This window comes from Arthrobacter sp. efr-133-R2A-63 (assembly GCF_030209795.1).
Taxonomy (GTDB): Bacteria; Actinomycetota; Actinomycetes; order Actinomycetales; family Micrococcaceae; genus Arthrobacter; species Arthrobacter bambusae_A.
Genome location: NZ_JARVRG010000019.1, coordinates 1 through 13,745 on the forward strand (window position 1 = coordinate 1; position 13,745 = coordinate 13,745).

10 protein-coding genes are annotated in these 13,745 nt (G+C 63.4%); 2 read left to right on the forward strand and 8 right to left on the reverse strand.

The window, feature by feature from the left end:
* Positions 1–170: 170 nt before the first annotated feature.
* Positions 171–1,217, forward strand: a complete 1,047-nt coding sequence (locus QRN45_RS09880; protein WP_284763195.1) for an FUSC family protein — start codon at positions 171–173, stop codon at positions 1,215–1,217.
* A 1-nt stretch (position 1,218) separates the two neighbouring features.
* Here the strand turns inward: QRN45_RS09880 and QRN45_RS09885 are convergent, their stop codons facing one another.
* The gene (locus tag QRN45_RS09885; RefSeq protein ID WP_284763196.1) at positions 1,219–1,995 is read right to left on the reverse strand and encodes an SDR family NAD(P)-dependent oxidoreductase; all 777 of its coding nucleotides are present in this window, start codon (positions 1,993–1,995) and stop codon (positions 1,219–1,221) included.
* A gap of 175 nt (positions 1,996–2,170) precedes the next feature.
* Between QRN45_RS09885 and QRN45_RS09890 the strand changes: the two genes are divergently transcribed.
* Positions 2,171–2,506, forward strand: a complete 336-nt coding sequence (locus QRN45_RS09890; RefSeq protein ID WP_078106911.1) for a hypothetical protein — start codon at positions 2,171–2,173, stop codon at positions 2,504–2,506.
* Between the two features lie 345 nt (positions 2,507–2,851).
* Here the strand turns inward: QRN45_RS09890 and QRN45_RS09895 are convergent, their stop codons facing one another.
* From QRN45_RS09895 to QRN45_RS09925, 7 genes are all read right to left on the reverse strand, one after another.
* Positions 2,852–3,061 (reverse strand): YegP family protein, encoded by a 210-nt coding sequence (locus tag QRN45_RS09895; protein WP_241707213.1) that lies wholly within the window; start codon positions 3,059–3,061, stop codon positions 2,852–2,854.
* Positions 3,062–3,123: 62 nt separating this feature from the next.
* Positions 3,124–3,945, reverse strand: a complete 822-nt coding sequence (locus QRN45_RS09900; protein ID WP_284763197.1) for a class C sortase — start codon at positions 3,943–3,945, stop codon at positions 3,124–3,126.
* A 233-nt stretch (positions 3,946–4,178) separates the two neighbouring features.
* Positions 4,179–5,672 carry a SpaH/EbpB family LPXTG-anchored major pilin gene (locus tag QRN45_RS09905; protein ID WP_350309763.1) on the reverse strand — a complete coding sequence of 498 codons (1,494 nt, stop codon included), beginning with the start codon at positions 5,670–5,672 and terminating at the stop codon, positions 4,179–4,181.
* A gap of 19 nt (positions 5,673–5,691) precedes the next feature.
* Positions 5,692–9,075, reverse strand: coding sequence for a DUF7927 domain-containing protein (locus tag QRN45_RS09910; RefSeq protein WP_284763199.1), 3,384 nt, complete (start codon positions 9,073–9,075; stop codon positions 5,692–5,694).
* 229 nt (positions 9,076–9,304) lie between these two features.
* Positions 9,305–11,908, reverse strand: coding sequence for a SpaH/EbpB family LPXTG-anchored major pilin (locus QRN45_RS09915; protein WP_284763200.1), 2,604 nt, complete (start codon positions 11,906–11,908; stop codon positions 9,305–9,307).
* Between the two features lie 107 nt (positions 11,909–12,015).
* Positions 12,016–12,372 carry a GNAT family N-acetyltransferase gene (locus QRN45_RS09920; protein WP_241707208.1) on the reverse strand — a complete coding sequence of 119 codons (357 nt, stop codon included), beginning with the start codon at positions 12,370–12,372 and terminating at the stop codon, positions 12,016–12,018.
* The gene (locus QRN45_RS09925) at positions 12,369–13,715 is read right to left on the reverse strand and encodes an acyltransferase family protein (RefSeq protein WP_284763201.1); all 1,347 of its coding nucleotides are present in this window, start codon (positions 13,713–13,715) and stop codon (positions 12,369–12,371) included. Before QRN45_RS09925 ends, QRN45_RS09920 begins: the two co-directional genes overlap by 4 nt.
* Positions 13,716–13,745 lie beyond the last annotated feature (30 nt).

Below are 13,745 nucleotides of genomic sequence, written 5' to 3' on the forward strand. Positions count from 1 at the left end.
ACATGCACCAATATTAACAGCCCACCTCTAGCTATTTTGGAGACACACCACTAGTTGGGTGGGGACGCACAGAGAAACGTTGTGACCCAGCTAATGGCGCGGATCTCGGGGTGCTGATAACTTCCCAATGATCGGCTGAATTGATTGGTGGTGTCCCGTTGCGATCAATCATGGCCCATTTCCGTGCGCTCAATACCGTTCCACCGGCAAGCAACGATCACCTGGCTGCCGTCCGCGTCGCACTGAGCGTCGCCGTGCCGGCGCTGGTGCTTCTTGCGGTTGGCCGCGCGGACCTCATCATCTACGCCGTGTTCGGCGCCCTGACCGGCATGTACGGCCGTGCCGAGTCGCACCAATTGCGGCTCAAGCACCAGGCCCAGGCTGCAGCGGTGCTCCTGGCCGGTGTCTCGGTGGGCACGTTCTTGTCCGTCTCCCATATCCACTCGTGGGGATTGGTAGTGGTCGAGACGCTCTTGGCAGGCGTGGGCTCGCTGTTCTCGGACAAGGTGCGGCTCAAGCCCAACGGGCCCTTCTTCGGAATTCTGACATTGGGGGCATGCGCTTCCGTCCCCGCGCACATTCCATTTTTCGCTGCAGTCCTGATCTGCGCGGCATCGGCTGCGTTCTCGATGGTGGTTGGCTTCGCCGGATGGCTTCGGTACCGGGGGTGGGAACGCGGCGCCATCCGGGACATTCCGGCATTCAACACTCAGCTGCGGCAGGCAGCCGGGCTTCACGCGGCAAGGTATGTGCTCGCCGTCGGCGCGGCAGGTGCTTGCGGAGTGCTCACGGGCAGCGGGCACCCGCACTGGGCCATGTTCGCGGCAGCTGCCCCGCTGGCCGGTGCCGACACCCCGGGGCGGCTGCACCGCGGCATCCACCGCATCGTGGGGACGTTCCTCGGATTGGCGATTGTCGCCGTCGTACTCTTTCCGGGACCGCTCTCTCCGCTGCACTATTTCCCCGGGCAAACCACCATCATCCTGGCCCTGCTGGTGATCGGTTTCCAGTTCCCCACCGAGTTGTTCATGGCTCGGCACTACGGCTGGGCCATGGTGTTCTTCACTCCGTTCATCTTGCTCATGACTCAGTTGGCGGCGCCCGCGGATCCTGGAGTGCTCGTCCTGGAACGCGGAGTAGAGACGCTCGTGGGAGCCGTGATCGGGATCGCCGTGGCCGTGCTGGTCCAAGCGCCCCGGCTTACTTCGCGGGGCTGATCTATTTCAGGGGCCTCCGGGGCGGACCCGACGTAAGCTTCGTCGGCAGGAAACGCATGACGGCGGTGATCGCTTTGTACCGCTTCGTCGGGATGGATACCCCTTTGCCCTTGGCGTTGTCTTCCAGTCCTTCCCGGACAACGCGCTCGGCCTTGAGCCACAGGAAACGCGGAGCCACCGATTTGTCCATGCCCATGCGATCGTGGAATTCGGTGTGGGTGAACCCCGGGCACACCGCGGTGACCTTCACACCGCTGCGGGCATAAGCAGTGTTCGCCCAACGGCTGAAGCTGACTTGCCAAGCCTTGGCTGCCGAATAGCTTCCCCGGTTCGCGAACGCCGCAACGCTCGCGACGTTGATGATCCTCCCGGACTTGCGTGCCAGCATCACTTCCAAGGCCGCGTGGCACAGCTCCAGGGGTGTCTGGACATGCACTCGCAAATGCCGCTTTTCGTCTTCCACATCGTTCTTCTCGAAAGAATTCAGCAATCCGATTCCAGCATTGTTGACCAGCACGTCCACCGGCCGCGAAGCGTCACGCAGCCTGGCTGCAACAGCCGCAACCCCGACGTCGGAGGTCAAGTCCGCGGGCAGGACCTCCACCGAGATACTGAAGTCCCGCTCAAGCACCTCAGCGCTTGCCCGCAGCCGCCCCTCGTCGCGCGCCACGAGGACGAGGTGATGGCCGGATTCGGCCAGTTGGCGCGCGAATTGGGCGCCGAGTCCTGCAGTAGCCCCGGTGACCAAGGCGGTGAGTTCGTTGGCACGAGTTGTCATGCGCCCAGACTAGCCCCGTTAACCCTCCGTGTGGTGATGTCCGCCCCGGCCGTCAAGCGGCATCTTGACGGCGGTACTCGTTCGATTCCTGTGCTCGCGGTAGAGTGCCTCAAAATGCGCCCGTATAAACCGCCGAAGGGCGGGGCAGCGGCTGCCCAAAAAGGGGGAACAGACAGTGGACGAAGCTCATGCCAGGATTGAATTCCGCGAAATCGACGAGCACGGTAATTCACTGGAGCATCACCTAGAGACACCTGAGGCCGTCCGAGGGGGCTCGGTGAATCCGTTCATCATCGGGCTGTGGGCACTGGAGGTGGCGCTCGTCATAGGCATCATGGTGATCATCAACGAGGCTATGACCCCGTTCACCCCCAGTCCGGGAAATACGATGCCCCCCGCGTACTTCTTGACAATCATGATCCCGCAGCTTCTCCTGGCCGCAGCCCTGATCTTGGCGACGCTGCTGTTCTGGCACGCTTGGCAATGGCAGAAACGGAAGGCACAAAAGTAGGCACCTTCCCGGGATGGCAGGAAAGACGCCGCGCATTCGTCTCGCTTCAGCTAGGACTGAGGTGGCGTGCGGCTGGGGTCTCAGATCCAGCCGCACGCCGTGCAAGGATCCATTGATCCCCGCACGCGCCCCGGGCCGTGAGTCGCATGGGGGCGCACGGCCCCATGGGCACGGCCTGGCATGCGGTCCATCGGGAACGAGCTCCTTCGTTGCGGCCCCACAGGTCCGCCAGGAGTCTCATTCCATCCCATGCCAGGCACTAACTATGTGTCGCGGGGACATGAATCGTGTCGCGAACGTCGCAAGTTCTTTCCGAAAGAACCGTCGAAATGCCGGGTTCATGATTTATTCGGCGGGCCGGTCTTCCGGCATCGAAACGGTGAGATCAACGATGCGTCCCTTGGCCGCGGCTTCGCGCACTGACCAGATTGCTGCGATGGCCGCATCCTCGTCCTCAAAAGCCTTGGAAGTGAGCAGGACGTCTCCATTTTCAGTGACGAGTTGGAACCGGAGGTGGGCGTCCGCGTCAACGTAGAGTTTGAATTGTGAGGCCATTGCAGTGCTTTCTTGTCGGGGGGTAGGTGCGCTTCAGGCCTTGCGTTCCTCAAGCGTTTGAATCATCGGCTTGGCCGGCGGTTCCAAGCCCGGGAAGCCAGGTAGAAGGCGAGCAAGCCGCCGATGAAATAGACCACCCAGAACGGGAATCCGATGTTGGATTGGCGTCCCGCGAGGGTTTTCTGTTCCGGCGCGTCTTTGGGGATGTCCGCGATCCGGGAGGCGTGAACAAGGAGCCGGTGCGAGTTGACTCCAATGGGTGTGCACGTGACCAAGGTCACGGAGTCCTGGCCAGGGATGATTTTCAGTGAGGAGATGTCATCCGGCTTGACCACTTCGATCCTGTCCACTTTGTAGAGGAACGTGTGGTCCATGACTTCGGTGGAAAAGATGTCACCCGTTTTCGCGCTGTGGAGGGGATTGAAGAGTTCCGCGTTCGGGATTCCCGAGTGCGATGTGAGCACGCTGTGAGTGCCGGGGCCGCCGACGGGAAGGGAAGAACCATAGAGATGGCCGACTCCTTTGGCAAGGACGTCGTCGCTGGTTCCGTGGAAGATCGGCAGATCGATGTTCAGGGACGGGTAGCGGAATCTTCCGATCACCTCGTCGTTGGCGACGTTGAGCTGGCTCTGATAATCCCGCAGCTGCCCTTCCAAAGCCGGGGCCGGGGCGTGGGCGGAGTACGGGTCCCGCAGCTGTCCGGCAGGGATCCGGGAGTTGTATTCGCGTGCCCGGTCCAACACTTTCGTCCGGGCAGAGGGTTCAAGCTGTTCGACTTCCTGCGCGTAGCCGGAAAGTTGGTTGTTGTGGGATATCGAGCTGAACCAGTCGGCTGCCTGAGGGTAGAGGACCAGGCCCAGACCGATGGCGGCAACGACCATCATGGTCACAAATCTCCGGTCGGCATGGCCACGCCTGATGTTTGTGCGTCCACGCGTCCCTTTTTGGGGGCGCCGACGGCCGCCGTCCGGACCGGTTTCGGAACCCTCCATGAATTCTTTGAGGGTTTGGGGCATTGGGGCCTCTTGCTGTGATGGACGGGAGAGGTATGGGGCATCCACCATGCTGGCGGATGCCCCATACCCTGCATCAAGGGATGCGGGTCACCGAGGGGTGTTTACTTTGCCTCGTTGCGCTTCCGTCGGCCGGTGACCATGAAGAGACCGGCGCCTGCCAGCACGAGGATCCCTCCGGCGGTCAGGGCCCAGGTTCCCACACCACCGGTGAGGGGCAGCTGGAACCCGGCGTTGTGCGGGACGTTGTTGATCGTCACTGTGACCACTGACGGGTCGTTGCTGGTGACCATGGTCTCGACGGGCTGGGCGAGCAGCTCGTAGCCGGACGGGGCCTTGGTCTCCACAAGCCAGTAGCTCTGGTAGCCGGGCTGGCCCGGGGTCACTGTTGCCCCGTTGGCCCAGTTGGAGTAACGCAGTCCGGAGATCACCAGGTTGCCGCTGGCATCGGTGGTCCAGGAACTGGCACCTCCGACGCTGATCGCGTTCGTGCCGGCCAGGGCATCGGCCTGGGTCGGGTAGACCGCGAACACGGCACCGGCCAGGGCCGCGGAGCTCTGGGAATCCTTCTTGTGCAGCACGATGTCGCCCCACTTGGTAATAACTGGAGGAGTGACGACCGGACCGTTGGGCTGGCCCGGGGTGATGGTGAAGCTGGCCGCGTTCGGGTAGACAAGAGCCGTGTTCGCGATCTCACCGACCGTACTGACGGTGGAGTTCACCGTCACCAGGACCTTGGCCGTGGGGTTGGCCGCGAGCACGGCCCGGCCGGTGGCGGTGAAGTCGACCGTGAGGGTATTCGTGGCCGTGTCGAACACGACCGTGTAATCGGTGTTCAACACCAGTGCCGCGTTGTTCGAAAGCGCCACTGTCGAGCTGGTGTAGCTCAGCTTCGAATCGAGCTGGTCGACAATCCGGTATCCATCGATCGGGTTCACGTTGGGAATGTCGGACGTGATGGTCCACGTCACCGCGTCACCAAGCTTGATCGCGGAGGCGTCGTTCACGGTCTTCGTCGCTGTAGTCACGGCGTTCTTGGGATAGACGTTCACGTCATACAGCCAGCTGTTCCCGCCCGCGGGGTCCGTCATCGGAAGGGTCACCAGGAACGGGGCCGAGGGAGTGACACCGGCAGGATAGCCGGTCTCCGTCACCAGATACAGGCCCAGGGGAAGGTTCCCCAGGCTCGCCGTTCCGTTCGCGTCCGTCGTGGTCGTGGAGCCCGGGGTGGCCGCCTGCGCCGCGGCCTGGGCCGGCGTCAAGGCTGACGCGGCAGTCCAGCCCGCGTTGGTCGTCAGGTCAATGTTGTTGACCTTCTGCACTGTGAACGTCACCCCGGCCATCGGGGTCAGTGCCGCGGTCTGGGCCGGGGTCAGTGCCGTTCCATCGTTAGGCAGGTTCGTCGGCGTCGCCGGCTTCTCGTACTTATGGATGGTCAACGAACCCGTCTTGGACGGATCGATGTTCGCGGTGTTCGCCGCGTGTGCACCTCCGGCTCCGAGGGCGAGCATCCCAGCTGAGGCTATTGCGGCGAAAGAGGCTATTATGCCGCGCCTCACCTTCGATGATTTCATCGTGTTCCTTTCTTGTTCCCCCATTGATTTGCGCGGAGCTGCGCTAAGGAGTTTGGGTTTGTGGGGTCTTGTTCGCTCGCCTGAAGACGATGAGGGCGAGGGAAGTCATAAGGGCGAGGATCCCGAGAACCGTTCCGCCGAAGATGTCGGCAGTGCCTGGCCCACCGGCGAATGGAAGCTTGACGGACGCCATATCCAGAACGGTGATGGTCTGGTTGTTTGCTGTTACTGACGTTCCTGCGGTGGCCGGGTCCAAGGCGATGCTGCCGTTCGGCGCAATAGTGAACTTCACGGGGGTGGCCAGAAGCGAGTAGCCGTCCGGGGCTTTGGTTTCGAGCAGCCAGTAGGTCCCAGGAAGCAAATTTTTGACCTCGACCAGTCCGGGTGACCCGGATACTGGGCTGTTCACTCCGACGACGGTGGGGCCCATTTGCCCGGCGGCATCGTTGTGGATTTCAAAGGTCGAGCCGGTCAGCGGGACGGTGGAACCCTGGGTTGCCCCGGGTCCTGCCTTTTGCAGGAACAGGTGGCCAGTAGTGGGATTCGTGGTGAAACATGCAGGGTCAAGTGGCGCCGAGCCTCCGGTGACGCATCGTGCCGGAGGGACGATCCCGTTGCCGGTTGCCCCGTTCTTCACGATGACGAGCCATGCATTCGTGTTGACCGTCACCGAGTAGGTCAACACTGCCGTGCCGTTGCCGGGCAGAGTAAATGAAGGAGTCGCCAACGTGCTGCCGGTACCCGGATCCGGGACTGCGAGGGGTGTACTGCCATTGACGGTCAGGTTCGCGGACCCCGCGGTGAACGTGGCGTTGTTCAGTACCTGGCTCAGGTCATCGGTGAGGATGACACCTGTGATGGGGTTGGCGGTGGAGTTGGTGGCCGTCACCGCATACGTGATCACCCTGTTTGCGCTTGGATCGCCCGGGTTGATGGAGGTTCCGGAAGCAGGGGATGCTGTCTTGCCCAGGGTCCACACGCCCACGGGATTGACCGTGCAGGTGGCACTTCCAGCCGGGCAGCTCGTTGGCGGAGTGATGGTGGTTGATGGTGTCAGGTAGTTCTCGAGCGAAGCATCACCCAGATTGCCGGCGCTATTGACCTTCACCTGATACGTGACGACGCTCTTCGCGCCGGCAGCCACGGTGCCCGTGACGGCCAAGGTTTTCGGCGTTGCGCCCGAGTTGTTCGTGACAAGCAAGGGGGTCCCGCTCGTGGAGGTTGCGGTGATGGAGTTGGCCACGAAGCTCGAGGCGTCCAGAACGTCTCCGAGCCAGTCGGTGAAACTGACAGCGGCCGGGGCAGTACCGGTCGTGTTATCGAAGGTCAGCGAGTAGCTCAGAACCTGCCCGGGCTGGACCATGGTGCCGGCCACGGGGTCCACGCTCTTGGAGGCCACTAAATTGGGGGTGAGGGCGTCGCAGGCGGAGTTGTCCGTCGTCGGACCTTGCTCCTGGCCAGGCGGCAAGGCAACGGAGTTGAACAGACCCGTCCCCGGGCCGGCGCACGCCGGCACTGGTGTGGTGTTCGTGTAGTGGAACGTCACCGCGAGGTTGAAGGTCTGCGTGACCCCTGGACCGATGGCAGAACCCGCCGGAGCCAGGGTGTAAGGGCCGGCGGTCGACGACGATCCACCAGCAGGAGCGCCGGTCCCGGTAGTCGTCCAAGCAGCACTCGTTGCAGCCAGGTTCGGGGCGAACGCCGGAGTGTCGGCCAGGGTGCCGTAGGTCCCGGCCACCGAGCCGGTGTTGGCCACGGTGACGGTGTAGTTGGCGACCAAGTCGCCGTTCGCATCCGGACCGGTGACCGTGCCGGGCTGCTTGGCTACGTTGATGATCGGCTGGGCGGTGTTTGACAAGGTGCAGGTAATGTTCGCCCCGGCCACCGGGGTGATGGCCAGCGAACCGCTGAACGCGGCACCGACGGGCAAACCGGGCTGAAGGCCGAACGAGTCCGTACAGGTAATGGAGCCGGCATAGTTTGCAAGGTTGGCCGTACCGGCGGCCGCTTCGGTCAGGGTATACACAGTTCCAGCCGTGGCCACGTAGGCGCCGGTGGTGCCGGTTCCCGCAGTTACTGACGATCCCGTACCTGTCGTGGTCGAGTTGGTGGGGTTGTTGACTACCGCGCCCGCCGCCCCGCCGGTGCGGATCTGCACGGTGAACTGGTCCGTTGCCGCCTGACGCGGCGCTCCGAGAGCCTTGGTGAGTGCGATCCGCGGAGCTCGGACGGTCAGCGTGGCGTTCGCGGGCGGGTTGAGGTTGGTCACGATGTTCGCGGGACCGTTGACATACGTCCCCTCTCCAGCTGCCGTCACATTGAACGTGATGGTGCAGGATGCCTGCCCTACGGCAAGATCACCGCCCGTGGCCGTGAAGGTGTTCGATCCGGCGACTCCCGTTTTGACGAATGCGGCACCGGCCACCTGGGCACACGTCCCGCCGATCGTGGGGTTAGGGGCGATCACGACGCCGGCGGGCAGCGTATCGGTGATGCTCCAGTCGTTCTTCGCCTTCAGGTCGCTGGTATTGGTCACCGTGAGCGTCACGGTGGAGGCCTGGCCGGGGGCGATGAGCGCCGGACTGAACGACTTGTCCAACTGCGGGGTCACGTCGACGATCTGGGGCAGGTCGAACGCCACGTCGTTACCCGAGCCACTGGTCTGGGCGTTGTACAGAGACAGCCCGAGGTTCGCGGTCGTTCCGTTCGGAACCATGTACGCCGCCGACTGCAATTTGGTCACCTGGGTCGACCAGTCAGTGGAACTGGTGCATGGGTTCAGTCCGGAGCTCAGCACGATCGGAGTGCCGTTCACGAGAAGACTGAATGTCTCCTGCGGTTGACTGGCGCCGCCCTGGGCAGGACAGTTCACAGCCGCGAAATAGGCCGACACAGCGTAGTAGTGCCCGGCGATCGCGGGAATGGTCTTCACTGTGCGGAATTCCGTGCCGGCTGTGATGGAACCGCTCAAGGCATTCGTGTACTCCGTCAGAGCCTGATTCGTTTGTGCTTGCGCCGGGCTCTGCCCCTGCGCCACGCCGAGTGCTTGGGCCATGCTCCGTAGCGAGGGCCACGTGGTGCCGAGATTGCGCTGGCAACCAGCGTCTGAGGCCGGAGGGTTGGGCGTGGTCCAACTCATGATCCAGCCGTTGCACTGGTTTCCAGCCGGCGTCCATTGCGGGTCCGCCGTGTACGTCGAGAACGCGGCTGCCGCACCGCCGGTGTAGTTCAGGATGTTGATGGCAGCCGCCGAAGCATCCTGATTGCTGAAGTCCTCGGTGTAGACCGGCGTACCAGCCTGTGGCACTCCCGGGGTTCCGGGCGTCGTCGCATATGCGGGTGAAGGCACGGTGCCGCCTAAGCCAAGGCCGACAATCGTTGCGGTGAGGAGAATTGCCAGTAGCTTGGCTGGAAGGGACTGCTTCATAGGCTTTTCTTGCATCACTTTCGGGAGCGGGCACACAGGTGGTCTCTAGCCATCAAGTACGCGCTTCCCGCGATTCGTGTCGCAGAAAACAGATTCAAATTTTTGAATGAAGGAGGGAGAAACGGCCACCCACTGAAACAGTGGGAGCAATTCTCAGATCGTGACGCGGAAACGGGAACAAATTTTCGGAACGTGTCATCGGCGGGTCACGTTCCGGGCGGACCGTCGCCTATTTCGCTTCGGTTGGCCTCCGGCGCCCGGTGGCCATGAACAGGGCTGCGCCAGCCAGCACAAGGATCCCGCCCGCGGTCAGTCCCCAGGTTCCCGTGCCCGTGAGCGGCAGCTGGAATCCGGCATTCTGCTTGACATTGCCGATCGTCACCGTGACAGCGGAGGGGTCGTCGCTGATCACAGCGGTCTCGACCGGCTCGGTGAGGAGCGCGTACCCGGACGGGGCCTTGGTCTCGACCAGCCAGTACGACTGGTAGCCCGGCTGACCTGGGCTGACGGCCTTTCCGTTCGCCCTGTTGGAGTAGCGCAGGCCGGAGATCACCAGGTTCCCGCTGGCATCGGTGGTCCAGGAACTGGCACCTCCGACGCTGATCGCGTTCGTACCCGCCAGGGCATCGGCCCGGCTCGGGTACACCGAGAACACCGCACCGGACAGGGCAGCCGAACTCTGGGAATCCTTCTTGTGCAGGACGATGTCGCCCCACTTCGTCACCGCGACCGGAGGCGTGACCACCGGACCTCCGGGCTGGCCCGGAGTGATGGTGAAGCTGGCCGCATTGGGATACACGAGGGCGGTGTTCGTGATCTCACCGACCGTGTTCGCGGCGGTGTTCACCGTGACCAGGACCTTCGCCGCCGGATTCTCAGCCAGGACCGCCCGGCCACGGGCGGTGAAATCGACCGTGAGGGTGTTCGAGGCCGCATCGAACACGATCGTGTAGTCCGTATTCAACACCAACGCCGCGCTGTTCGAAAGCGCCACCGTCGAGTTCGTGTAGCTCAACTTCGGATCCAGCTTGTCCACGACCCGGTATCCATCAATCGGGCTGACATTGGGAATATCGGAGGTGATGGTCCACTGCACGTTGTCACCGAGCTTGACCACGGACGCATCGCTCACGGTCTTCGTGGCTGTCGTCACCGCGTTCTTCGGATAGACGTTCACGTCATACAACCAGCCCGTCCCGCCCGCCGGATCCGTCATGGGAAGGGTCACCAGGAACGGCGCCGAAGGAGTGACACCGGCCGGGTAGCCGGTCTCCGTCACCAGATACAAGCCCAAAGGAAGATTCCCCAGAGTCGCGGTTCCCGCGGCGCCGGTCGTGACCGACGAACCGGGCCCAGCCTGCGCCGCGGCCTGGGCCGGCGTCAAGGCAGCCGCGGCAGTCCAGCCCGCGTTGGTCGTCAGGTCAATGTTGTTCACCTTCTGCACTGTGAACGTCACCCCCGCCATCGGGGTCAGTCCCTCCAGCTGGGCGGCGGTCAGTGCCGTTCCGTCATTCGGCAGCTTGCTCGGAGTCGCCGGCTTCTCAAACTTATGGATCGTCAACGAGCCCATCCGCGAAACGGGGTTCGTGATGCCGGTCCCGGAATCAACCACCCTGGCCGTCTCGTGCGGCACGGGAACTGCTTCGGGAGCCATTGGCGCGGGCGCTGCGGGTTGCAGTTCGGCAACGGCCGGCGGGTCCGACGTCGGCACCGGGCTTGGCGGGGGTGCCGTCGGGGCGCGTTCCGGCGCGGACTGCTGGGCTGACGGTGGCGCGATGCTCGGGACTTCGGCTTCAGCGATGGGCGCCGGGCCGGTTTGTCCAAGCCACATGAGGATGCCTGCAATCGCGAGGCCCCCGAGGACCAGCGCGGCGACCGCAATCTTCCAGAATTCCCCCACCGAGCGCAGTCCGGCTGCGGCCGGTTCCGACTGTCCCGGAAGGAACGGCTCGGAAAGAAAAGGCTCCGGAAGAACCCCGCCGGGAAAAAGCGACTCCAGCAGCGCGGTTCCGGGGAGGAATCCGGCAGTCACCGCCGGCGTGAAGACCACTCCGACCACCAAGGGGAAGACAAGAGCCCTCATGCCCGCCTGGACATCGTTGAGTTCGACGAGCACAGCCGTGCACTTCGAACACTCATCCAAATGCGCCTTGACTTTTTCGTACGACGCACGTTTCAGGCCGCCGCGTGCGTACTTTCCGAGCTGGCTCGAAAATTCAACGCATGAGTCGTCGCTGACCACCGTGATGTGGTTTTGCAAGTAGGCCTGCCGGAGCCCTTCACGCGCCCGGATCACGAGCGAGGAGACGCCGTTGGGGCTCAACCCGATGAATGGTGCGGCTGCCGCAGGTTTCAGGCCCTCGATGTCCACATGCCAGAGGGCGGCCTGCCAGCGTTCCGGAAGCGATCTGAACGCCTTCGCCATGGTGCTGGACTCGAAGGCGTCCAATACGGTGTCCGCATCGACGGAAACCGTATCCAAGACGTCGACGTCGCCCACGATCTGGGTACGCCTGGCCTTCCGGTTCCGGTCGTAGGCAATTCGCCGGACGGCGGTCAGAAGATAGGAACGGAAAAACTGGTCAGGTCCTTTGCCCTCGATGAGGGCTTGGAAAATCGAAGCGAACGCCTCGGCCACTACGTCGTCGGCGTCACTGACATTGTCCGTCTGGGCGCGGGCAACAAACTGGGCCGCTGCCACATGTCGCCGGAACAGTACATCGAATGCGGAAGCGTCGCCTTCACGCACCATGGCCATGATTTGAGGGTCGCTGTGCCCGACAGCCAACGACGCGTCCCCGCCATTCGAACCGTCTTCTGAAACTTGCCCCATAGCAATCCAGTGTGACAGCCGAAATTGCATGTGACTTGAATCTTACGAAGGCCCGCCACAAGCAGCGATAGTTCCAGCACTCCGCCCTAGGTAGCTAGGCGGGCCCGCTACTCGTTGTCCGCTTCCCCTACGGGCGGTTCCGGCGGCCAATCGACGTCGAGCTCGTAACCCTCGTGCTTGCGCAGATAGGCGGCAATGAACGGGCAATGCGGGATGATCCGCTTGCCGGAGGCGACGACGTCGTCCAAGGCAAAGTGCGCGAGGACCTTGGCCAACCCGCGGCCTTTGAACTGCGGGCGCGTTTCGGTGTGGAGGAAATCAATGTGGCCGGGTTTGTCCATGAACTGTGAGATCACGGCTACTTCACCGTCAACCAGAAGCTCGTAACGGTGGAATTTGTCATTCCTGACCGTTGTCACGCCCGGGCTGAACGACTCTTCGGTTGAATCCGTGAACTCAGTCATGAGTCGAGATTCGCACGTAAACCGGGCTCTGGCAATGGCACCGCAGGCCCGTCGGGAACCGCCGCAGCAAGGACGCCGGCCGGCACCCGTCCCAGCAACAACACTCCCAGCGCGAAGCACGCGGCTCCCCCGCCGAGGAGGGTCAGCGTGAGTCCGTTGAAGGCGGCGTCCACCACCGGGATGAAGACCACGACGGCGGCAGTCACCACCGCGACGTGCGTCCTGCCGCGCGCGTGGATGGCCGCCGTCGGGCGCTCTTCGAGCCTGCCGCACAGGAGCAGGACCGGAAGCAAAAGCAGGAGGACGCCGAGCAGGACCAGCGGGCGGGCCCACCACCATTCGGCGGTACCGGCCGCCGGCTTGGGGAAGTCCGTGAGGAGAAGCAGCCCGGACATGCCCGCGAGTAGCGGCAAATGCCACAGATAGACCGTCATGGACCGCCGGCCCGCCACCGCCACTACCCATCGGATCCAGCGCACGCCGGCCGCCCAGTCAAGTCCGGGGCGCAGTAATTGCAGGGTTGCTGCCTGGGACAGGCCGAGTAGAAGCATGCAGAAGTTCGGCGGGTTGAGGTCGACGATCATGTTTCCGGAGTAGACCCCGATTCCGGTCACGAGCCCCAGCAGCAGGTTGCTGCCGACGATCAACCCGACGAACCAGCCCCGGCTGCGTCCGGCGAAGATGCCGTCGGCAATGAAGAAACCGAATTGCTGGACCGCGCACCACACAAAGAGCATGTTGACGAAGGCGAGCATCGGAAACGCCCCGCGCAGCGAGTCCAGGGTGATCACGGCCGCCACGAGCCCGCCGAGGGTCAACCACGGGGAATGTCCATGCAGCCGGGCCAGGACCGGAACGCTCAATTGCGTAGCGAGGTACGCGGCCAGGAACCACAAGGGCATGCCCGCGCCGGTCGCGATGAGCTGGACTACCTCCGGGTCGACGCCGAGGAGCCTCGCGGCCCACAGCCCGACGAACATTGAGGCCAGCAGCGCGGTTGCCGGACGGATGAGGCGCAAGAGCCGCAATTGCGCGTAGTCGATGCCGGAGCCGCCGCGCGAGCGTAACCGCCGCCAAGACTCCAGTCCCGTGATGCCGCCGAGGACGAAGAACAGCGGCATCACTTGGAACACCCACAGGACGGGTTCGAACCAGTGCTGTTCCATGAGCGTGTTTTCGGTGGTGACAGTGCCGTCGGGGTGCAGGACCGGGCTGACCATCATGCAGTGCGAGAGCACCACCAGGATGAGGCAGAAGAACCGGGCGAGATCGATCACGGGATCACGTGGGCGGCCAAATGCGGCCATGCCCGCCGACGTCTTTTGTTGCCCCGAGAATCCCATCGCGCTCCCTCGTGAACTGCTGAGATCATT

What these genes read in the sequence shown, in the direction of transcription:
- QRN45_RS09900 (WP_284763197.1), bottom strand. Translation starts at nt 3,945, where the DNA reads ATGATGGTCGTTGCCGCCATCGGTCTGGGCCTGGTCCTCTACCCTCAG.
- QRN45_RS09910 (WP_284763199.1), bottom strand. Translation starts at nt 9,075, where the DNA reads ATGAAGCAGTCCCTTCCAGCCAAGCTACTGGCAATTCTCCTCACCGCA.
- QRN45_RS09905 (WP_350309763.1), bottom strand. Translation starts at nt 5,672, where the DNA reads ATGGGGGAACAAGAAAGGAACACGATGAAATCATCGAAGGTGAGGCGC.
- QRN45_RS09920 (WP_241707208.1), bottom strand. Translation starts at nt 12,372, where the DNA reads ATGACTGAGTTCACGGATTCAACCGAAGAGTCGTTCAGCCCGGGCGTG.
- QRN45_RS09925 (WP_284763201.1), bottom strand. Translation starts at nt 13,715, where the DNA reads ATGGGATTCTCGGGGCAACAAAAGACGTCGGCGGGCATGGCCGCATTT.
- QRN45_RS09915 (WP_284763200.1), bottom strand. Translation starts at nt 11,908, where the DNA reads ATGGGGCAAGTTTCAGAAGACGGTTCGAATGGCGGGGACGCGTCGTTG.
- QRN45_RS09880 (WP_284763195.1), top strand. Translation starts at nt 171, where the DNA reads ATGGCCCATTTCCGTGCGCTCAATACCGTTCCACCGGCAAGCAACGAT.
- QRN45_RS09885 (WP_284763196.1), bottom strand. Translation starts at nt 1,995, where the DNA reads ATGACAACTCGTGCCAACGAACTCACCGCCTTGGTCACCGGGGCTACT.
- QRN45_RS09895 (WP_241707213.1), bottom strand. Translation starts at nt 3,061, where the DNA reads ATGGCCTCACAATTCAAACTCTACGTTGACGCGGACGCCCACCTCCGG.